This window comes from [Pseudomonas] carboxydohydrogena (assembly GCF_029030725.1).
GTDB classification, from domain to species: Bacteria; Pseudomonadota; Alphaproteobacteria; order Rhizobiales; family Xanthobacteraceae; genus Afipia; species Afipia carboxydohydrogena.
Map to the genome: position 1 here is coordinate 1673162 of NZ_CP113162.1, position 19071 is coordinate 1692232.

General features: G+C 61.8%; 18 protein-coding genes. 11 read left to right on the plus strand and 7 right to left on the minus strand.

Going from position 1 to position 19071, the window contains the following annotated elements:
* Positions 1-25: 25 nt before the first annotated feature.
* Genes yajC through AFIC_RS08285 form a run of 5 tightly spaced genes read left to right on the plus strand, consistent with a single transcriptional unit; the run spans position 26 to position 4321 of the window.
* Positions 26-370, plus strand: a complete 345-nt coding sequence (yajC, locus tag AFIC_RS08265) for a preprotein translocase subunit YajC (RefSeq protein ID WP_275245780.1) — start codon at positions 26-28, stop codon at positions 368-370.
* Between the two features lie 40 nt (positions 371-410).
* Entirely contained in the window at positions 411-2009 is a 1599-nt protein-coding gene (gene secD, locus AFIC_RS08270) for a protein translocase subunit SecD (protein WP_275245781.1), read from the plus strand.
* 13 nt (positions 2010-2022) lie between these two features.
* Positions 2023-3081 carry a protein translocase subunit SecF gene (gene secF, locus AFIC_RS08275; protein WP_275245782.1) on the plus strand — a complete coding sequence of 353 codons (1059 nt, stop codon included), beginning with the start codon at positions 2023-2025 and terminating at the stop codon, positions 3079-3081.
* Positions 3078-3461, plus strand: a complete 384-nt coding sequence (locus tag AFIC_RS08280) for an Mth938-like domain-containing protein (RefSeq protein WP_275245783.1) — start codon at positions 3078-3080, stop codon at positions 3459-3461. Before secF ends, AFIC_RS08280 begins: the two co-directional genes overlap by 4 nt.
* Positions 3458-4321, plus strand: a complete 864-nt coding sequence (locus AFIC_RS08285; protein WP_275245784.1) for a phytoene/squalene synthase family protein — start codon at positions 3458-3460, stop codon at positions 4319-4321. Before AFIC_RS08280 ends, AFIC_RS08285 begins: the two co-directional genes overlap by 4 nt.
* Here AFIC_RS08285 and trmFO read toward each other — a convergent pair.
* Both trmFO and AFIC_RS08295 read right to left on the minus strand, forming a co-directional pair.
* Positions 4318-5745: a methylenetetrahydrofolate--tRNA-(uracil(54)-C(5))-methyltransferase (FADH(2)-oxidizing) TrmFO gene (gene trmFO, locus AFIC_RS08290; RefSeq protein ID WP_275245785.1), complete on the minus strand. Its 1428-nt coding sequence runs from the start codon at positions 5743-5745 to the stop codon at positions 4318-4320. The two genes, AFIC_RS08285 and trmFO, sit on opposite strands and share 4 nt — an antisense overlap.
* 131 nt (positions 5746-5876) lie before the next feature.
* Positions 5877-6035 carry a DUF1127 domain-containing protein gene (locus AFIC_RS08295; protein ID WP_002715731.1) on the minus strand — a complete coding sequence of 53 codons (159 nt, stop codon included), beginning with the start codon at positions 6033-6035 and terminating at the stop codon, positions 5877-5879.
* 467 nt (positions 6036-6502) lie between these two features.
* On the opposite strand from AFIC_RS08295, the gene AFIC_RS15850 reads away from it, so the two are divergent.
* Positions 6503-7252 carry a copper chaperone PCu(A)C gene (locus tag AFIC_RS15850; protein ID WP_425583851.1) on the plus strand — a complete coding sequence of 250 codons (750 nt, stop codon included), beginning with the start codon at positions 6503-6505 and terminating at the stop codon, positions 7250-7252.
* Here the strand turns inward: AFIC_RS15850 and AFIC_RS08310 are convergent.
* Positions 7207-8109, minus strand: coding sequence for a DUF2189 domain-containing protein (locus tag AFIC_RS08310; RefSeq protein WP_275245786.1), 903 nt, complete (start codon positions 8107-8109; stop codon positions 7207-7209). The two genes, AFIC_RS15850 and AFIC_RS08310, sit on opposite strands and share 46 nt — an antisense overlap.
* 308 nt (positions 8110-8417) lie before the next feature.
* Between AFIC_RS08310 and AFIC_RS08315 the strand changes: the two genes are divergently transcribed.
* Positions 8418-8783: a DUF3597 domain-containing protein gene (locus AFIC_RS08315; RefSeq protein ID WP_275245787.1), complete on the plus strand. Its 366-nt coding sequence runs from the start codon at positions 8418-8420 to the stop codon at positions 8781-8783.
* A gap of 235 nt (positions 8784-9018) precedes the next feature.
* Positions 9019-9807: a fumarylacetoacetate hydrolase family protein gene (locus tag AFIC_RS08320; protein WP_275245788.1), complete on the plus strand. Its 789-nt coding sequence runs from the start codon at positions 9019-9021 to the stop codon at positions 9805-9807.
* A 50-nt stretch (positions 9808-9857) separates the two neighbouring features.
* Here AFIC_RS08320 and AFIC_RS08325 read toward each other — a convergent pair whose 3' ends face one another.
* Positions 9858-10088 carry a GNAT family N-acetyltransferase gene (locus tag AFIC_RS08325; RefSeq protein WP_275245789.1) on the minus strand — a complete coding sequence of 77 codons (231 nt, stop codon included), beginning with the start codon at positions 10086-10088 and terminating at the stop codon, positions 9858-9860.
* 70 nt (positions 10089-10158) lie between these two features.
* Positions 10159-10431: a GNAT family N-acetyltransferase gene (locus tag AFIC_RS08330; RefSeq protein WP_275245790.1), complete on the minus strand. Its 273-nt coding sequence runs from the start codon at positions 10429-10431 to the stop codon at positions 10159-10161.
* A 241-nt stretch (positions 10432-10672) separates the two neighbouring features.
* On the opposite strand from AFIC_RS08330, the gene AFIC_RS08335 reads away from it, so the two are divergent.
* On the plus strand, positions 10673-11080 hold the full coding sequence (locus AFIC_RS08335; protein ID WP_275245791.1) for an SPW repeat protein: 408 nt from the start codon (positions 10673-10675) through the stop codon (positions 11078-11080).
* A gap of 75 nt (positions 11081-11155) precedes the next feature.
* Here AFIC_RS08335 and uvrA read toward each other — a convergent pair whose 3' ends face one another.
* The gene (gene uvrA, locus AFIC_RS08340; protein ID WP_275245792.1) at positions 11156-14137 is read right to left on the minus strand and encodes an excinuclease ABC subunit UvrA; all 2982 of its coding nucleotides are present in this window, start codon (positions 14135-14137) and stop codon (positions 11156-11158) included.
* A 285-nt stretch (positions 14138-14422) separates the two neighbouring features.
* A complete protein-coding gene (locus AFIC_RS08345; RefSeq protein ID WP_275245793.1) occupies positions 14423-15124 on the minus strand; it encodes an outer membrane protein in 702 nt (233 codons plus the stop codon).
* A 471-nt stretch (positions 15125-15595) separates the two neighbouring features.
* On the opposite strand from AFIC_RS08345, the gene AFIC_RS08350 reads away from it, so the two are divergent.
* Both AFIC_RS08350 and gyrA read left to right on the plus strand, forming a co-directional pair.
* Positions 15596-16081: a single-stranded DNA-binding protein gene (locus tag AFIC_RS08350; RefSeq protein ID WP_275248672.1), complete on the plus strand. Its 486-nt coding sequence runs from the start codon at positions 15596-15598 to the stop codon at positions 16079-16081.
* A 264-nt stretch (positions 16082-16345) separates the two neighbouring features.
* A complete protein-coding gene (gyrA, locus tag AFIC_RS08355; RefSeq protein WP_275245794.1) occupies positions 16346-19069 on the plus strand; it encodes a DNA gyrase subunit A in 2724 nt (907 codons plus the stop codon).
* The last annotated feature ends 2 nt before the right edge of the window (positions 19070-19071 follow it).

The following is a 19071-nucleotide window of genomic DNA, read 5'->3' on the forward strand; positions in this document are numbered from 1 at the left end:
TCAGCCCCAGCAAGGAATACTGCGTATGTTCATCACTCCTGCCTTCGCCCAGGCTGCCGGTGCCGCCGGCGATACCAACTCTATGCTGATGTCGCTGCTGCCGTTCGCCATGATCTTCGTGATCATGTACTTCCTGATCCTGCGCCCGCAGCAGCGCAAGGCCAAGGAGCATGCCAATCTGGTGAAGAACATCCGCCGCGGCGACACTGTCGTCACCAATGGCGGTCTCGTCGGCAAGGTGACCAAGGTGGTCGACGACGAGCAGATCGAGATGGAAGTGTCCGACGGTGTGCGCATTCGCCAGATGCGGCAGATGATCGCCGCCGTCCGCTCGAAGGGCGAGCCGACTTCAGAGGCCGTCGCCAGCTAAGCCTGGTGCAAGCCTTCCTGTGACCTGACGGGTTGACCGAATGCTTTATTTTACCCGATGGAAAGCCCTCGCGGTCATTTTTACGGCTCTGGTCGTATGTCTGTGCGCGGTGCCGAACTTCTTCCCGGAGGCGACCGTCAAGACATGGCCGGCCTGGGCGCAGCGCCGCCTCGTGCTCGGCCTCGATTTGCAGGGCGGTTCGCATCTGCTGCTCGAAGTCGACGCCAATTCGGTCAAGAAGGACAAGCTCGATCAGGTGCGCGACGATGCGCGCCGTACATTGCGCGAGGCCAAGCTCGGCTATACCGGCCTCAGCATCAAGGGCGACAATGTCGAGGTCAGGGTCAAGGAAGCCGATCTTCCGACCGCGCTCACGAAATTGCGTGAACTGTCCCAGCCGATCGGCGGCATTCTCGGCAGCAGCGGCCAGCGGACGCTCGAAGTGTCCGATGCGGGCGGGGGCCTGATCCGCCTCGCCGTGCCACAGGCCGCAATTCTCGACCGCGTCCGGCAGGCCGTCGATCAGTCGATCCAGATTATCGAGAAGCGCGTCAACGAACTCGGCACCGTCGAGCCCCTGATCCAGCGTCAGGGCGTCGATCGCGTGCTGGTGCAGGTGCCGGGTCTGCAAGACCCGACACGGCTCAAGGAAATTCTCGGCAAGACCGCGAAGATGGACTTCCGGATGGTGGACACCACCGTCTCGCCCGAGCAGGCGCTTCAGGGCCGGGTGCCGCCTGATTCCGAGGTGCTGAAGGGCAGCGAGCCGCCGCATATTCCTTATGTCATCAAGAAACAGGTGCTGGTGTCGGGCGCCGACCTGACCGACGCTCAGCCGAGCTTCGATCAGCGCACTGGCCAGCCGGTCGTCTCGTTCCGCTTTAACGGTAGCGGCGCGCGCAAGTTCGCGCAGGCGACCACCGAGAATGTGAAGCAGCCTTTCGCGATCGTTCTCGACAATGAAGTGATTTCCGCGCCTGTCATTCAGGAGCCGATCACCGGAGGCTCTGGCCAGATTTCAGGCAACTTCACGGTGCAGCAGGCTAACGACCTCGCGATCCTGCTGCGCGCGGGTGCGCTGCCTGCGCCGCTCACGATCATCGAGGAGCGCACCGTCGGTCCCGGCCTTGGGCAGGACTCGATCGCGGCAGGCGAGCTTGCGTCCTATGTCGGCTCGGTGCTCGTCATCGTGTTCATGACGCTGACCTATCGCCTGTTCGGCCTGTTCGCCAATATCGCGGTTGCGGTCAACGTCGCGATGATCTTCGGCGTCCTGTCGTTGCTCAACGCCACGCTGACGCTGCCCGGCATCGCCGGCATCGTGCTCACGGTCGGCATCGCGGTGGACTCCAACGTGCTGATCTATGAGCGCATCAGGGAAGAAGTGCGCCACGGCCGCAATGCGATCTCCGCGATCGACGCGGGCTTCTCGCGCGCGCTCGCGACCATTCTCGACTCCAACATCACCACCTTCATCGCTGCCGCCGTGCTGTTCTACATCGGCACGGGCCCGGTCCGCGGCTTCGCCGTGACGCTCGGCATCGGCATCGTCACCACCGTGTTCACGGCATTCACCGTCACGCGCCTGATCGTCGCCACCTGGGTGCGATGGAAACGGCCGCAGACCGTGCCGATTTGAGGGAATTATCGCTGTGACCATTCCTCATATCGTCATTCTCGGCCTCGCGGCCTTTATCGTCATCCTGACGGTGCTGTGCGTCTACGGCGTCATTCCCGCGCTGCGCGTGGTGCCGGACGACACGACGCTGCATTTCATGGATCTGCGGCGCTTCAGCTTTCCGATCTCGGCGGTGCTGTCGATTTTCGCGATCACGCTGTACTTCACCCATGGGCTGAATTTCGGCATCGACTTCAAGGGCGGCACGCTGCTCGAGATCCAGGAAAAATCCGGACCGGCCGATATCGCCAAGCTACGGACCGATCTCGGCAAGCTCGAACTCGGCGATGTGCAGTTGCAGCAGTTCGGTGGCCCATCGAACGTGTTGATCCGTATCGCCGAACAGCCGGGCGGCGATGCCGCGCAGCAGGCGGCGGTGCAAAAGGTGCGCGGCGCGCTTGGAGATGAGGTCGAATATCGCCGCGTCGAAGTGGTCGGTCCGCGCGTCTCGGGCGAACTGCTGGCCTACGGCACCATCGGCCTGATGCTCGCGATCGTCGGCATCCTGCTGTATCTCTGGTTCCGGTTCGAGTGGCAGTTCGCATTGGGCGCGATGGTCGCCAACGTCCACGACATCGTGCTGACTATCGGCTTCATGTCGATCACGCAGATCGACTTCGATCTGACCTCGATTGCGGCGCTGCTCACCATTCTCGGCTATTCGCTCAACGACACGGTCGTGATCTATGACCGTATTCGCGAACTGCTGCGGCGCTACAAGAAGATGCCGATGGAAGACTTGCTGAACCAGTCGGTGAACTCGACGCTGTCGCGTTCGATCATCACCCACGTCACGGTGACGCTGGCGTTGCTGGCGCTGCTGCTGTTCGGCGGCAAGGCGATCCATTCGTTCGCGGCGACCATGATGTTCGGTGTCGTGCTGGTCGGCACCTACACGTCGATCTTCATCGCCGCGCCGATGCTGATCTATCTCGGCGTCGGCACGCACCGGATGGGCATCACCGGCGTGCCGGATGAAAAGCCCGAGAAATCCGAGAAGCCCGCCACGCCGTCCAAGCCTTCGAAGCCGTGAGCCGAGCCGCGCCAGCGGTTCCGCACTTTCCGCGCCCCGCGCCGATCGATGGTTACGGGCAGGGTGGGTTCCGTTTCGCTGACATGTCGCATCGTGGTTCGCTCTTATGCCTGCCGGACGGCATCTGGGCATGGTCCGTGACACAGGCGAGTGAGATCGAAGAAGCCTCGCTTGTGCGCGTGTTCGAGAATGCGCGGGCGATTGATACGCTCATCGTGGGCACGGGCCGCGAGGTCTGGCGCCCAGATCCCGCCTTGCGTGACGCATTGCGCGCAGTTCAAATCGTGCTCGACCCGATGCAGACCGGATCGGCCATCACCACTTACAACATCATGCTGGGCGAAGGCCGCCGTGTGGCGGCGGCGCTGATCGCGGTATGAGCGGGGCCGATGTGAGCGGTGCGGACGACGCTTCCTATTGCGCGCAACTCGTGCGCGATCATGATTTCGAGCGCTACGCGGCAACGCTGTTCATGCCGCCGCGTGCGCGCCGGCCGGTGCTGGCGCTTTACGCCTTCAACACCGAACTGCGCCGGATTCGCGATCACGTCAGCCAGCCGCTGCCGGGCGAAATCAGGCTGCAATGGTGGCGCGACCTGATCGACGGCGATGCGCGCGGCAGCGTCGAGGCCAATCCCGTTGCCGCCGAACTGATGACGGCGGTCTCCAATCACGACCTGCCAAGGGCAGAACTGTCGCGGATGGTCGATGCGCGGGTGTTCGATCTCTATGATGATCCGATGCTGTCGCTCGACATGCTGGAGCGTTATTGCGACGATACGGCATCGCGATTGTTCAGCCTCAGCGCGCGTATTCTCGGCGGCACGTCCAGAATGGTGGAGCATGTGGCGCATCATGCGGGTATCGCGCAGGGGCTTCTGAGGGCCATCGAAGGACTGCCGCTGCATGCCGCGCGCAGGCAGCTTTATCTGCCACGGGACATGCTGAACGTAGCGGGCGTGAGGGAAGCTGATATTTTCGCTGGGCGATCCACGCCGCAGTTGCAGGTGGTCATCGGAAAACTGGTGGCGAGTGGGCGATGTCATCTCGACAAGGCGAGCGAACTGCTGGTCGCTGTTCCGGCGGGCGCGAAGCGGATTTTCCTGCCGCTTGCGCTGGTGCGGCGCGCCCTCGATTCCGTTGAATCTAATGGCGATCCGTTCGCGCCGATCCCGCCTTCACGGCTGCGGACGCTGTGGACGCTGTGGCGGACATCAAAGTCGGGGGCGTTTCGCGGCTAGGCCGCGTCCGCAACCTTCAACGTCTCCGCGACCCACGTATCGAGATCGGCCAGCGCTCGCGCGCTCATCGCCTGCTTCTTGGCGATGGTCTTTTCGTTGCCGCGCAGCCGCGTGCCGTCCGGCTTTTTGGTCGGGTTCTGCGCGAGCGGCGGAAACAGCCCGAAATTGATGTTCATCGGCTGGAACGAGCGCGGCCCCGCATCGACCGCCTCGATATGCCCGCCGGTGATGTGGTTGAGCAGCGCGCCAAGTGCGGTGGTCGCCGGCGGTGGCGTGATCGGACGCGCCAGCGCCTCGTGCGCGGCGAACAGGCCCGCGAGCAAGCCGATGCCCGCCGATTCCACGTATCCCTCGCAGCCGGTCATCTGGCCCGCAAAGCGCAGCCGGGGCTGCACACGCAGACGCAATTGCGCGTCAAGTAGCTTCGGGGAGTTGAGGAAGGTGTTGCGATGCAGGCCGCCGAGACGCGCGAACTCGGCCTGCTCGAGGCCAGGGATCATACGCAGCACATTTGTTTGTGCGCCGTATTTCAGTTTCGTCTGGAAGCCGACGATGTTGTAGAGCGTGCCGAGCTTGTTGTCCTGACGAAGCTGCACGATGGCGTAGGGCTTCACCGAGGGCTCGTGCGCGTTGGTGAGGCCGACCGGCTTCATCGGGCCATGGCGCAATGTCTCGGGACCGCGCTCGGCCATCACCTCGATCGGCAGGCAGCCGTCGAAATACGGCGTGTTGCTTTCCCATTCCTTGAAGTCGGTTTTTTCGCCCGCGATCAGGGCCGCGACGAACGCCTCGTACTGCTCGCGCGACAGCGGGCAGTTGATGTAATCCGCGCCGGTGCCGCCGGGGCCGACCTTGTCGTAGCGCGATTGGAACCAGGCTTTCGACATGTCGATGGAGTCGCGATGCACGATCGGCGCGATGGCGTCGAAAAAGGCCAGCGAATCCTCGCCGCTCAGCGCGCGGACGGCATCAGCCAGCGCTGGCGAGGTGAGGGGGCCGGTCCCGATGACGACATTGCCCCATTCGGCGGGGGGCAGGCCCGTGATTTCCTCGCGCCGGATCTCGATCAGCGGATGACTGGAGAGCGCCGCACTGACGGCCCCCGAAAAGCCCTCGCGGTCCACCGCAAGCGCGCCACCGGCCGGGACCTGATGGGCATCGGCGGAGGCCATGATGAGCGAATTCAGCTTGCGCAATTCGGCGTGGAGCAGGCCGACGGCGTTATTGGCGGCATCGTCGGAGCGGAATGAATTCGAGCAGACCAGTTCGGCGAGGCTGTCGGTCCGATGGGCGTCGGTCGTGCGAACGGGGCGCATTTCATGGAGCACGACGCGGCGTCCGCGCGCGGCGATTTGCCATGCGGCCTCGGACCCGGCGAGGCCGCCGCCGATGACGTGAATGGGTTCAACAGGGGGAGTGGTCATGGCCCAGCACTAAGGCCCGCAGGCCCCCAGCGCAACGGCGGAACAGGCGCGATTTATGAGCCCTGAAACAACAAACGCCCGCTCAAAGGCGGGCGTTCGTCGTAGTTCCGGAATTTGACGTTTCAGGCGTCTTAAGCGGCCTTGCGGTAGGCACCCGCAGCGACGCGCTCGATGTCGCCACGATCAATGCCGATGTCGGCCAGCTCGCGCTCGCTGAGCTCCGAAAGCTCGCGATAAGCGCGATTGTAGTCACGGAACGCCTTGATGATGCGAACGAGAGAGAGGATCATGGTAGTCACCTTTGATTTAGAATTCAGTCTTTGCTGACTGAATGAACACTGTAATAATCCTTTTTCTCTGGCATACCAGCGCAAATGTTGCGATGCAGCTAAGCAGATTACGCATATCTAAAACTGAAATATAAGATCCAAAGCCCCTGCTTATTTTAAATTATTATGATTCCATAAACAAAAGTTCCGTATGTTCGCTTTTTGACCCATCTCAATACTTTTTAAATGCATGCGAATTTCGCATGAACCTTGAATGAACAAGTGAACCTGAAATCATCATCCGAATACAAGTTCATGACCCCATAAGGGCACCCATGTGATTTTACTCGTTGTTTTGGATTGGGTTTCAGGGAACAGTCGGACGTCTTCAAGCTGTCCAAATGATGCGGCCTAAAGACCTCTCACGACTCAGGAGTGCCCTATGAGCGCTGCCTGATGAACTACAGGCAATTCCCAAGGATAATCCGATGGCCCTCCGCTTCTCCCTGCTGCGAACGAGCTTCGTGGGTGCAGCCGTATTCGGCATGCTTGCAACATCTTCCGCCATCTGGGCGCAGGATCATTCCAGTCATCCCGCGATGACCATGAGTCCCTCGATGACGATGAAGCCTGCTATGGCGATGCAGCCTGCTGCGGCGGCAAGCGGGGCGCAGTTCAAGGCCGGCGATCTGGTCGTCACCTCGCCATGGAGTCGCGCGACGCCCAAGGGTGCGAAGATCGGAGCCGGTTATCTGACGGTCCGGAACAACGGTGCTACAGCCGACAGATTGCTCAGCGTGGAGGCCGACATTGCGGGCAAGGCGGACATCCATGAGATGTCGATGAAGGACGGCGTGATGCACATGCGCCCGCTGGGGGGGCGGCATCACGATCGAGCCCGGCAAAAACCTCGTTCTCAACCCGTCCGGCTATCACCTGATGCTGATGGACCTGAAGAAGCCGCTCGAACAGGGTCAGTCGTTCGACGCCACGCTGCACTTCGAGAAGGCGGGACCGTTGAAAGTCACATTCCAGATCGGGGGAATTGGCGCAGTGAGTGCGCCGAAAAACTGATCCGCTTTCGCGGGCCAGCGTGCCGGGGACATACGGTTGCATGGGGCCATCCGCTTCTGGCAGCCGCGCCGTCAACGTATGGCGCCATGCAACATTCCGTATTTCCCGGCCTGAACCGTTACCGCAGCCAGGAGATGAGGTTGACCGGAAAGTCGGCTGCGTAGCGCTTCTCTCTCGGCGGTTGTAACGGCTCCCGGTAGGGCTGCGTCGCGGGTTCGACGACCGTGCGATAAAGATGCCATGTCGCGTGGCCGAGCACGGGCACGACGATCGCAAGTCCGAGGAACAGCGGCAAAGATCCGATGACCAGCAGGGCTGCGACAACAAGTCCCCATGCCATCATTACCTGCGGGTTTTCCGCCACCGCCTTCATCGACACTGTCATGGCCTGTCCCGCGCTGGCGTGACGGTCCAGCATCAGCGGAAACGCGACGACGCTGATGCACAGGGCGACGATCGCGAACATGAGGCCCACACCGCAGCCGAGAAGGATAAGCGTCCAGCCTTGCCGCGTGGTCAGCACCATGCCGATGAAGTCGGGAATCCGCGCGGCCGGAGCGTAGCCGAAGCAGGCGATATAAATGGCTTGTGCCGTCGCAACCCATGCCGCGAACAGGACCATCAGCAGCAGGCCCAAAGCCAGCATCGCTCCGAGCGAAGGAGATGACAGCACGTGCAGCGCGTCGGATGCCGTCGGGTTTTGCCCTGCCTCGCGGCGCCGGCTGAGTTCGTAAAGGCCGATGGCGGCGAACGGCCCGAGCAGCGTGAAACCCGCAGCCAGCGGGAATAACAGGGGCAATACCGAATAGCCGTGGATCAGCCGCGCGACGATGAGGCCGATCACCGGATAAATCAGAGCGAGGATGATCGCATGCGATGGCAACGCGGCGAAATCGTCCCAGCCTTTGCGCAGGCAGGCGGACAGATCGGACATCTGGATGCGCCGCACCGCAGGCAAATCGTTGGCCGGGGAGACGGGGACGGGCAGGGTGTTGCCGGAAGAGGGATAGGTGGAAGACATGACAGAGGCTCCCGTTCGATGGCGGTTGACGCGATGTTCGCGACCGTGACCACGCGGAAGCAACGCGCGTCTGATAAGAGAGGCTAAACCCTCCCTGACAGGAACAAACTCAAGCTTCGGTGAATTTGTTCCAATCCAATCCAAACAAGGGGCGCATCCTTATACCGTCTTCAAACTTTCATCGATCTGACATGATGGTCGAAGGTTGACGGATGTATTGGCAAGCTGCACGCCTTAGGGCAGACTTTGCATCAGGTGACGCTCGCGGCGCCGATATTTTGTTTCAAATCGCAAGCAAGGAGTTCGACATGGGCATCTTTTCCAAGATCATGGGCGCTATTTTCGGCACGACCAGTGCGCAGGCGGCGGAGCCTGCCGGAGGCGCAGGTGCGGCTCCAGCCGGGGCCCCGGCGCAAACCGTCGATGTGGCGCCGATCCTCGACGCCGCCGTGAAGGCCAAGGGCGAGAAGCTCGAATGGCGCACCTCGATCGTCGATCTGATGAAGGCGCTCGATATCGACTCCAGCCTTGCCGCGCGCAAGGAACTCGCCAAGGAGTTGAACTACACCGGCGACACCAATGATTCGGCTTCGATGAACATCTGGCTCCACAAGCAGGTGATGACCAAGCTCGCTGCGAATGGCGGCAAGCTGCCGGCCGACATCAAGCATTGATCGGCATCTGACGGACGTCCTGTAACGGACGTCATGTCAGGAAGGTTATGGCCCGTCGCGTTCGCGCGGCGGGCCTTTTGCTTGTGGGCCGGGCAACGGGTTGACGGAAATGTGTAGGCGGGTTGCCCGGATTGAACGTGCTTTTTGAGATGACGGCGGCCGGACAGCCGCGCTATGGAAATGCATACAAACGAGGCCGGACGAACGGCCCGCTGGGAAACAAAAGGAAAATCAAATGACAAACATTGATCGACGCACGGTTATGGCCGGCGGCGCGGTGGCGCTGGCGGGCACGGCGCTGGCCACTCCCGCGGCGGCGCAGGGGAGCGCTAAAACGGTGTTCGAGGTGGCGCAGATCACGATTCCGATCGAAGGCCAGAGCGAGGTGTTTCCGGTTCGCCGCATCTATTGCATCGGCCGCAACTATGCCGCTCACGCCATCGAGCGCGGCTCCGACCCGACGCGCGAGCCGCCGTTTTTCTTCCAGAAGCCGACCGACGCGATCCAGAACGTGAAGCCGGGGACAGTCGCCGACCATCCGTACCCGTCGCTGACCAAGAATTACCACCACGAGGTCGAACTGGTCGCCGCGTTGAAATCGGGCGGCACCAACATCCCGCCGGAGAAGGCGCTGGACTGTGTGTTCGGCTACACCGTCGGTCTCGACATGACCCGCCGCGACCTCCAGAACGAGATGGCCGCGATGAAGAAGCCATGGGAAATCGGCAAGAGCTTCGACCATGCCGCCGTGCTCGGCCCGATCCACCCCGCCGCCAAGGTCGGTCACCCGGTGAAGGGCGAGATCTCGCTCGCGGTCAACGGCAACGTCCGGCAGGATTCCGATCTGAGCAAGATGATCTGGAGCGTCGCGGAACAAATCTCCAAGCTGTCTGAAGCTTTTGAGTTGAAGGCCGGCGACATCATCTATTCAGGCACGCCGGAGAATGTCGGGCCGGTGGTGAAGGGCGACGTGCTGCTCGCCAAGATCGCAGGCTTCCCGGACATGTCGATCAAGATCGTCTGATTTTGATGAGCGAGAAAAGCCCGCCAATGGCGGGCTTTTTTTATGCAGCGTCAGGGCTTCAGGTCCGAATATTCGGGATGTTCGGAGAGAAAGGCGCGGGCGAAGCTGCATGCCGCGCCCACCTTTCCTTCCTCGTGCCGGATCGTTTCCAGAACGCCGCCCATCAGGCGCGACGCAATGCCGTGCCCGCGCAGCGCGGCAGGCGTCTCGACATGGGTAATGACGATGGTGCGACCCTCGCGGCGGTAGCGCGCGAAGGCGACATCGCCATCCACGTCCATTTCGAAGCGGCTCAGCGCCGTATTGTCGCGAACGGCTGGAATGGGTGGGCTCCTGTCGCCAGTTGTGAGCTTACTTCAGCAGGTCGGCGTAATCCGCATGCTTGTCGATATAGGCTTTCACGAACGGGCATTGCGCGACAACCTTGAGATGCCTCGCGCGCACATCGTCGAGCGCGCCTTTCACCAGTTGCGAACCGATGCCGCGCCCACCCAGTTCCTTCGGCACTTCGGTGTGGACGAAGGTGATGACGCCGTCCGCGAGTTTGTAATAGGCGCCCGCGAGATGACCATCGACGGTCAATTCGTAGCGGCTTTCCGCGGGATTGTCCTGAACCGTACCCATTGCGTCACCTATCTGTATTCTCGGATTCCGGGTTATTCCCGACCGGCCCATATCGATTGAATGTGCCTCGAGCGGTCCGGATAAGGCCATCCTGTGACAACAAAGCCGGGCGGGCGGCTCTTGTAAAGGCTCGGGGGTTTCATAGGTTTTGTGTGGACATACCCTGCGGCCGACCGGTCGTGATGGTTGAAGCCGCCCCGTTCTGGCCGCTGCCGTATGCCTCTTTAAACAGGAGGTTTCCATGTCTGGCGCTCGGTTCTTCGGCACTCATCGGACGTGGGAGGACTGGGTCGGGATGCTGCTCGGTATCCTGATCGCCGTTTCTCCCTGGATGACCGGGGAGGGCAACTACGGTCTCGGATTGCTGTCCGATCCGGGATTGATCCTGATGAATACCGCGGTCGTAGGCATCCTCATCATCGGCTTGTCGCAACTCGAATACATCGCCTTGCGGCGCTGGGAGGAAGGTTGCGAGATGGCGCTCGCCGTCTGGCTGATCATGTCGCCTTACGTCTTCGGATATTCGATCGACGGCATGTTGAGGTTCTGGCATGCCGCCCTCGGCGGCGCCGTATTCCTGCTCGCGACGCTGAAACTCTGGCAGGATTGGGAATTGTCCGATCGTGAGCTTGCCCGGCACGGGCAATAAAACCCTGTCCGGATGACAGGGTGAGGGCTTGATCTTCAGGCGACCGATCCTGCCGGTCGCCTGAACGGATTTATTTTATTCCGCCGCTTCGTCGCTCTTGCGCAGAGTGCCTGACTGGCCCTTGTCCAGCACCGGCGCAAGGAATTTGCCGGTGTAGCTGCGCGGCGCGCGCACGATGTCTTCCGGCGGGCCCCATGCGACGATCTCACCGCCGCCGTCACCGCCCTCGGGGCCGAGGTCGATCACCCAGTCGGCGGTCTTGATGACTTCGAGATTGTGCTCGATCACCACCACGCTGTTGCCCTGAGCGACCAGCTCGTGCAGCACTTCGAGCAGTTTCGCGACATCGTGGAAGTGCAGGCCGGTGGTCGGCTCGTCGAGAATATAGAGCGTGCGTCCGGTGGCGCGCTTCGACAGCTCCTTGGCGAGCTTGACGCGCTGCGCCTCGCCGCCGGAGAGCGTCGTCGCCTGCTGGCCGACATGGATGTAGCCGAGACCGACGCGTTGAAGGGTGCGGAACGTCTCGCGGATGCGCGGCACCGCGCGGAAGAATTCCTCCGCCTCGTCGACTGTCATGTCGAGTACGTCGGCGATGGTCTTGCCCTTGAACATCACCTCGAGCGTTTCGCGGTTGTAGCGTTTGCCCTTGCAGGTGTCGCAGGTGACGTACACGTCCGGCAGGAAGTGCATCTCGATCTTGATGAGGCCGTCGCCCTGACATGCCTCGCAGCGTCCGCCCTTGACGTTGAACGAGAAGCGGCCCGGTTCGTAGCCGCGCGCCTTGGATTCAGGAAGGCCCGCGAACCATTCGCGGATCGGCGTGAACGCGCCGGTGTAGGTCGCGGGATTGGAGCGCGGCGTGCGTCCGATCGGCGACTGGTCGATGTCGATGATCTTGTCGATATGTTCCAGCCCCTCGATCCGGTCGTGCGGGGCGGGCGCGTCGGCGGCACCGTTGAGCTTGCGCGCGATCGACTTGTAGAGCGTGTCGAGCAGCAGTGTCGACTTGCCGCCGCCGGACACGCCGGTGACGCAGGTGAACAGGCCGAGCGGGATTTCCGCCGAGATGTTCTTGAGATTGTTGCCGCGCGCGTTCACGATTTTCAGTGTCCGCCGGTGGTTCGGCGGGCGGCGCTCGGGAATCGGCACGAACTTCTCGCCGGTCAGGTATTTGCCGGTCAGAGACTTCGGATTCTTCATGATCTCGGCCGGCGTGCCCCGCGCCACGATGTGGCCGCCATTGATGCCTGCACCCGGACCGACATCGACGACATGATCGGCGAGGCGGATGGCGTCCTCGTCATGCTCGACGACGATCACGGTATTGCCGAGATCGCGCAGGCGTTTCAGCGTATCGAGAAGACGGGCGTTATCGCGCTGGTGCAGGCCGATGGAGGGTTCGTCTAGCACATAGAGAACGCCGGTCAGGCCCGAGCCGATCTGCGAGGCGAGGCGGATGCGCTGGCTTTCGCCGCCGGATAGCGTGCCGGAAGAGCGCGACAGCGTGAGATAATTCAGGCCGACATCGAGCAGGAACGACAGGCGCTCGCGGATTTCCTTTAAGATGCGAACCGCGATCTCGTTCTGCTGCTTGTTGAGCAGATCCGGTACGGTCTCGAACCATTCGCCGGCTTTCTTCACCGACAGTTCCGAGATTTCGCCGATATGCTTGCCGCCGACCTTGACGCATAGCGCTTCGGGTTTGAGCCGATAGCCGTGACAACCCGCGCAGGGCACGTCGGCGAAGTATTTGCCAAGCTCCTCGCGCGCCCATTCGCTTTCGGTTTCCGCGAAGCGGCGCTCGATATTGGTGATGATGCCCTCGAACGGCTTTTTGGTGTCGTAGGAGCGGGTGCCGTCCTCGTAGGAGAACTTGATGGCGTCCTCGCCGGAGCCGTACAGCAGCGCGGTCTGCGTTTTTTTCGGCAGGTCCTTCCACTTGGTGTCGAGCGTGAACTTGTAGAACTTGCCGAGCGCTTGCAGCGTCTGGATGTAATAGGGCGAGGACGACTTTGCCCACGGCGCGATCGCGCCCTTGCGCAGGCTCAGGTCCTTGTCCGGGATGATGAGTTCGGGGTCGATATGCTGCTCGACGCCGAGGCCGCCGCATTCGGGACACGCGCCGTAGGGGTTGTTGAACGAGAACAGCCGCGGCTCGATCTCGGGCAGCGTGAATCCGGACACCGGACAGGCGAATTTCTCCGAGAACAGCAGCCGCTCGGGGCCGCTCTTGTCGTGGATTTTGGCGGTCTTTTTTTCAGGCTTCTTGCTCTCGGCATCAGCGACGGCGGGTTTGTCGGCGAATTCGACGACCGCGAGGCCCTCGGCGAGCTTCAGCGCGGTTTCGAACGATTCCGCGAGACGCTGGGCCATGTCGGGACGCACCACGATGCGGTCCACCACCACGTCGATGTCGTGCGGGAATTTCTTGTCCAGCGCGGGAGCTTCGGCGAGTTCATGAAACGTGCCGTCGATCTTGACGCGCTGGAAGCCCTTTTTGAGGTACTCCGCGAGTTCCTTGCGGTACTCGCCCTTGCGGCCGCGCACGACCGGCGCGAGCAGATAGAGCCGGGTGCCTTCCGGCAGCGCCAGCACGCGATCCACCATCTGCGAGACGGTCTGGCTCTCGATCGGCAAGCCTGTCGCTGGCGAATAGGGTACGCCGACGCGCGCCCACAGCAGGCGCATGTAGTCGTAGATCTCGGTGACGGTGCCGACCGTCGAGCGCGGGTTCTTCGAGGTGGTCTTCTGTTCGATGGAAATGGCGGGCGACAGACCGTCGATCTGATCGACGTCCGGCTTCTGCATCATTTCGAGGAACTGGCGGGCATAGGCCGACAGCGATTCCACGTAGCGGCGCTGGCCTTCCGCGTAGATGGTGTCGAAAGCGAGTGAGGATTTGCCAGAGCCGGACAGGCCGGTGAACACCACGAGCTTGTCGCGCGGCACCTCGAGATCGACGTTCTTCAGGTTGTGCTCGCGCGCGCCGCGAATGGTGATGGCGCGAGAGGCGTTTGCCCCCTGTCCGCGTTGTTTGGCCTTGATGACTTCGTCCATGATCGGTTCCAAGCGGGCCGGGCACAGCTAGAACGCCGTGCCGGGCAAAACCGGATCGCGCGTCAGGCATAAGAGGTTGGCCGTGACTGGAACGTAGGAAGAACGGATGGAAATTTCCAGTGTCGGCTTTGGCAGATCACCGGAATCATTTGGCCCCGATTGATCCATGAGAGGCGGGTAGAGTTGCTGTGCCTGCTGCCGCAAGGCGGACAACAAAAAAGGCCGGCTTTCGCCGGCCTTTTCGTCGGATCGCGATGCGATCAGATGATCTCAGTACTTCAGATCTCAGTACTTGGCGACAACCGGGCCACCCCAGTTGAAGTGGTAGTTGATACCAGCCTTCACAGTGTGAAGGTCGTCGCTGTAGCGCAGGACCGGACCAACGGCGTCAGCCACCGAGGTGTGGCCGAAGTTGTAGTACTGGTACTCGATCTTCGCCGACCAGGCCGGAGCGAACATGTATTCAAGGCCGGCGCCGACGGTGTAGCCGGTGTCGTCGCGGGTGGTCACGAACGGAGTGGTTCCAGCCATGCTGTTATCGCGGAACGCCGCACCGCCCTTGGCGTAGATCATGCCAGGACCCCAGGTGTAGCCGAGACGGCCGGTGACCGAAGCCAGCCAGTCGCTCTTGGCGGTGTACACATCCGTGGCCGTCACGAAGGTGCGGTTGTTGCTCGACAGGCCGCTGAAGTCACCTTCAATGCCGAACACCCAGTTCGGAGAGAACTGGTAGTTGTAACCGATCTGCGCGCCACCCAGGAACGCGCTCTTGTTGTTGCTGGCAATGCCGGTGCCGGTGAAGTCGGTCACGCTGTTGCTGCCACCGAACGCGCCGCCAATGTGCGCACCGATGTAGAAACCGGTCCAGTTGTAGATCGGAGCGACGTAAGCCGGCGCCTTCGTATAGGGGCGGGCCGCGAGGTCAGCAGCGAACACCGAGGTCGAGCTCAGAGCCGCGACGGTGACTGCAAGAAGGATCTTTTTCATTTTTTCTTCTCCAAAAACCGCGTCCAGGGGTCCATCCCAAGAGCGCGAAGTGTCCAGATTGCGTTCGCTGGGGTTAGCGGCACGCAGGTGGAATGTGAATTCCGTTGCCCCAGTCTATAACCCGGATTCCCTGAAAAAGCCGTGTCGCAAATATCACACCCAGCCGCGATGTTTTGGGGTTCCAAAGTTCCATTTAAGCATCTGTAAACGCTAATTATTCATGTATTTTTGTTCCATCGGTTTTGATCACAAAAAGGTGAGTTATTGCGACGCGTCAAAAGCTATTTTGGTCCAAGGACTTGCAGGGAACAAAACGGGTACGTATAAATGCTGACGAGAGCGCCCACCGCATTGGTGTGGATAAGCGCGTCCCCGGAGCAGGGAAGCTCCATCGCGGCGTTTCGATGCGCGCGCGAGTAGGCTTAGGTGCCGGACTGGCGCATGGTTGGCGCCACAGTGGAGATTGAAGTCATGGCAGGCAGCGTCAACAAGGTCATTCTGGTGGGCAATCTCGGGGCCGATCCCGACATCCGGCGCACCCAGGACGGGCGGCCGATCGCCAATCTCAGCATCGCGACATCCGACACATGGCGCGACAAGAACACCGGCGAGCGCAAGGAAAAGACCGAATGGCATCGCGTCGTCATTTTCAATGAAGGGCTCTGCAAGGTCGCCGAGCAGTATCTGAAGAAGGGTGCCAAGGTTTACATCGAGGGCGCGCTCCAGACCCGGAAGTGGCAGGACAAGGACGGCAAGGACAAATATTCCACCGAGGTCGTGCTGCAAGGATTCAACTCGACGCTGACCATGCTCGACGGGCGCAGCGGCGGCGGTGGCGGTTCGTTCGCCAGCGACGAGGGCGGTGGCAGCTCCTTTGGCTCCAGCGGACCGTCCCAGCGCCGTTCGGTTCCGGCCTCCGGCGGCCGCGACGACATGAACGACGATATTCCGTTCTGAGACTTTGTGGCGACGCACGTGCACCGGGTCCATGACGGAACCCGGCCGCTTTCGATGGCATCGGGAGTGGGCCGGCGGCATTCCTGGGTGGCCGGGGCGGCTTTTTTCCCGATCCGCGCCAGTACCATGGAAGACGGTCAAAAACTTCCAATAAGCCGCTGAATCGGCTTGTGATTTATCCCACTCCAAAACCCGATTGGAGTGGCGTTTAAACGCGATTCCGCCTATACAATCGGTACATTTCGCACCTCAGGATTCGCTCACTTGACCGACCCGAAAGATCCGGCGGACGACAGCTCTGGTCCCGCCGATATCAAGCCTGTTTCGATCTCCGATGAGATGAAGCGTTCGTATCTCGATTACGCGATGAGCGTGATCGTGTCGCGCGCGCTGCCTGATGCGCGCGACGGCCTGAAGCCGGTGCATCGGCGCATTCTCTACGGCATGTACGAGAACGGCTTCGAGTGGAACAAGCCGTACCGCAAGTCTGCGCGTACGGTCGGCGACGTCATCGGTAAATATCATCCGCACGGCGACCAGTCGGTCTACGACGCCTTGGTGCGCATGGCGCAGGACTTTTCGATGCGCGTGCCGCTGATCGACGGTCAGGGCAATTTCGGTTCAGTCGACGGCGATATGCCCGCGGCGATGCGCTACACCGAGTCGCGCTTGCAGAAGATCGCGCATTCGTTGCTCGACGACATCGACAAGGACACCGTCGATTTCCAGCCGAACTACGATTCCTCCGAACGCGAGCCGAAGGTTCTTCCCGCGAAGTTTCCGAACCTGCTGGTCAACGGCGCGGGCGGCATCGCGGTCGGCATGGCGACCAACATCCCGCCGCACAATCTCGGCGAGGTGATCGACGCCTGCATCGCGCTGATCGACAATCCCGGTTTAGGCATCGACGATCTCATCAATATCGTGCCCGGGCCGGATTTTCCGACCGGCGGCATCATTCTCGGCAAGCAGGGCATCCGCGCTGCCTATCACCTCGGCCGCGGCTCCATCGTGATGCGCGGCAAGGTGTCGATCGAGACCATCCGCAAGGATCGCGAAGCGATCATCGTTTCCGAAATTCCCTATCAGGTGAACAAGGCGACAATGGTGGAGCGCATCGCCGAACTGGTGCGCGACAAGAAGATCGAAGGTATCTCCGACCTGCGCGACGAATCCGACCGCGATGGCTATCGCGTTGTCGTTGAACTGAAGCGCGATGCCGTGCCGGACGTGGTGCTGAACCAGCTCTACAAGTTCACGCCGTTGCAGACGAGCTTCGGCGCCAACATGGTGGCGCTCGACGGCGGCCGTCCGCAGGTGATGAATCTCAAGGATCTGCTGACGGTGTTCGTCGCGTTCCGCGAGAATGTCGTTTCGCGGCGCACGAAATTCCTGCTCAACAAGGCGCGCGACCGCGCGCACATTTTGGTCGGTCTCGCCATCGCGGTCGCCAACATCGACGAGATCATCCGCGTCATCCGCACCTCGCCGGACCCGGCGACGGCGCGCGACACCCTGATGTCGCGCGACTGGCCCGCGCGCGATGTCGAGACCATGATGATGCTGATCGACGATCCACGCCATCGCATCGCCGAAGACGGCACCGCGCGGCTGTCGATGGAGCAGGCCAAGGCCATCCTCGATCTGCGCCTGCAACGCCTCACCGCGCTGGGCCGCGAGGAAATCTCCGACGAACTCGACAAGCTCGCGGTCGAAATCGCCGACTATCTCGACATCCTGCGTTCGCGTGCCCGCGTGCAGGGCATCGTCCGCGATGAACTGACGGCCGTGAAGAACGAATTCGCGACCCCGCGCCGCACTGTGATCGTCGACCAGGAAGGCGAGGTCGAGGACGAAGACCTGATCCAGCGCGAGGACATGGTCGTCACCGTCTCGCACGCCGGTTATGTCAAGCGCGTGCCGCTTTCGACCTATCGCGCGCAGAAGCGCGGCGGCAAGGGCCGCTCCGGCATGCAGACGCGCGACGAGGATTTCGTCTCGCGGCTGTTCGTCGCCTCGACGCATACGCCGGTGCTGTTCTTCTCCTCGCGCGGTCAGGTCTACAAGGAAAAGGTCTGGCGGCTGCCGATGGCGGCGCCGAACGCGCGCGGCAAGGCGCTCATCAACATCCTGCCGATGGAGCAGGGCGAGCGCATCACCACGATCATGCCGCTGCCGGAAGATGAATCCTCGTGGAGCGAACTCGACGTGATGTTCGCGACCACCGGCGGCAACGTCCGGCGCAACAAGCTGTCGGATTTTGTCGATGTCCGCCGCTCGGGAATCATCGCGATGAAACTCGATGAGGGCGAGTCGATCGTCGACGTGCAGATCGCCAAGGAAAACGACGATGTGCTGCTCACGGCGGCGGGCGGCCAGTGCATCCGCTTCCCGGTCACGGACGTGCGCGTGTTCCAGGGCCGCACCTCGATGGGCGTGCGTGGCATCAACCTTGGTGACGGCGACAAGCTGATCTCGCTCACCATCCTGCGCCACATGGACGTCAACGCGGACGAGCGCGCGGCCTATCTGCGCCGCGCCAATGCGGTGCGTCGTGGCGGCGTCGAAGACGAGGCAGGCACCGACAGCGAGGAGGCGACGGGTGCGATCGAACTCGGCGAGCAGCGCTATGTCGAGATGTCCGCCAACGAGCAGTTCGTGCTGACCATCAGCGAGAACGGCTATGGCAAGCGCACCTCATCCTACGAGTACCGGACCACGGGACGCGGTGGCAAAGGCATCGTCGCGATGTCGGTCAACGGTCGTAACGGCAAGCTCGTGGCCTCATTCCCGGTGGAGGACAGCGACCAGATCATGTTGGTGACCGACAAGGGCCAACTCATTCGTTGCCCGGTCGAGGACATCCGCATCGCGGGCCGCTCGACGCAGGGCGTCACGGTCTTCAACACCGCCGATGAAGAGCGTGTGGTGTCGGTCGAACATCTGACCGACGAAGGTGAGCATTCGGGCGAGGGCCAGGAAGGGTAAAC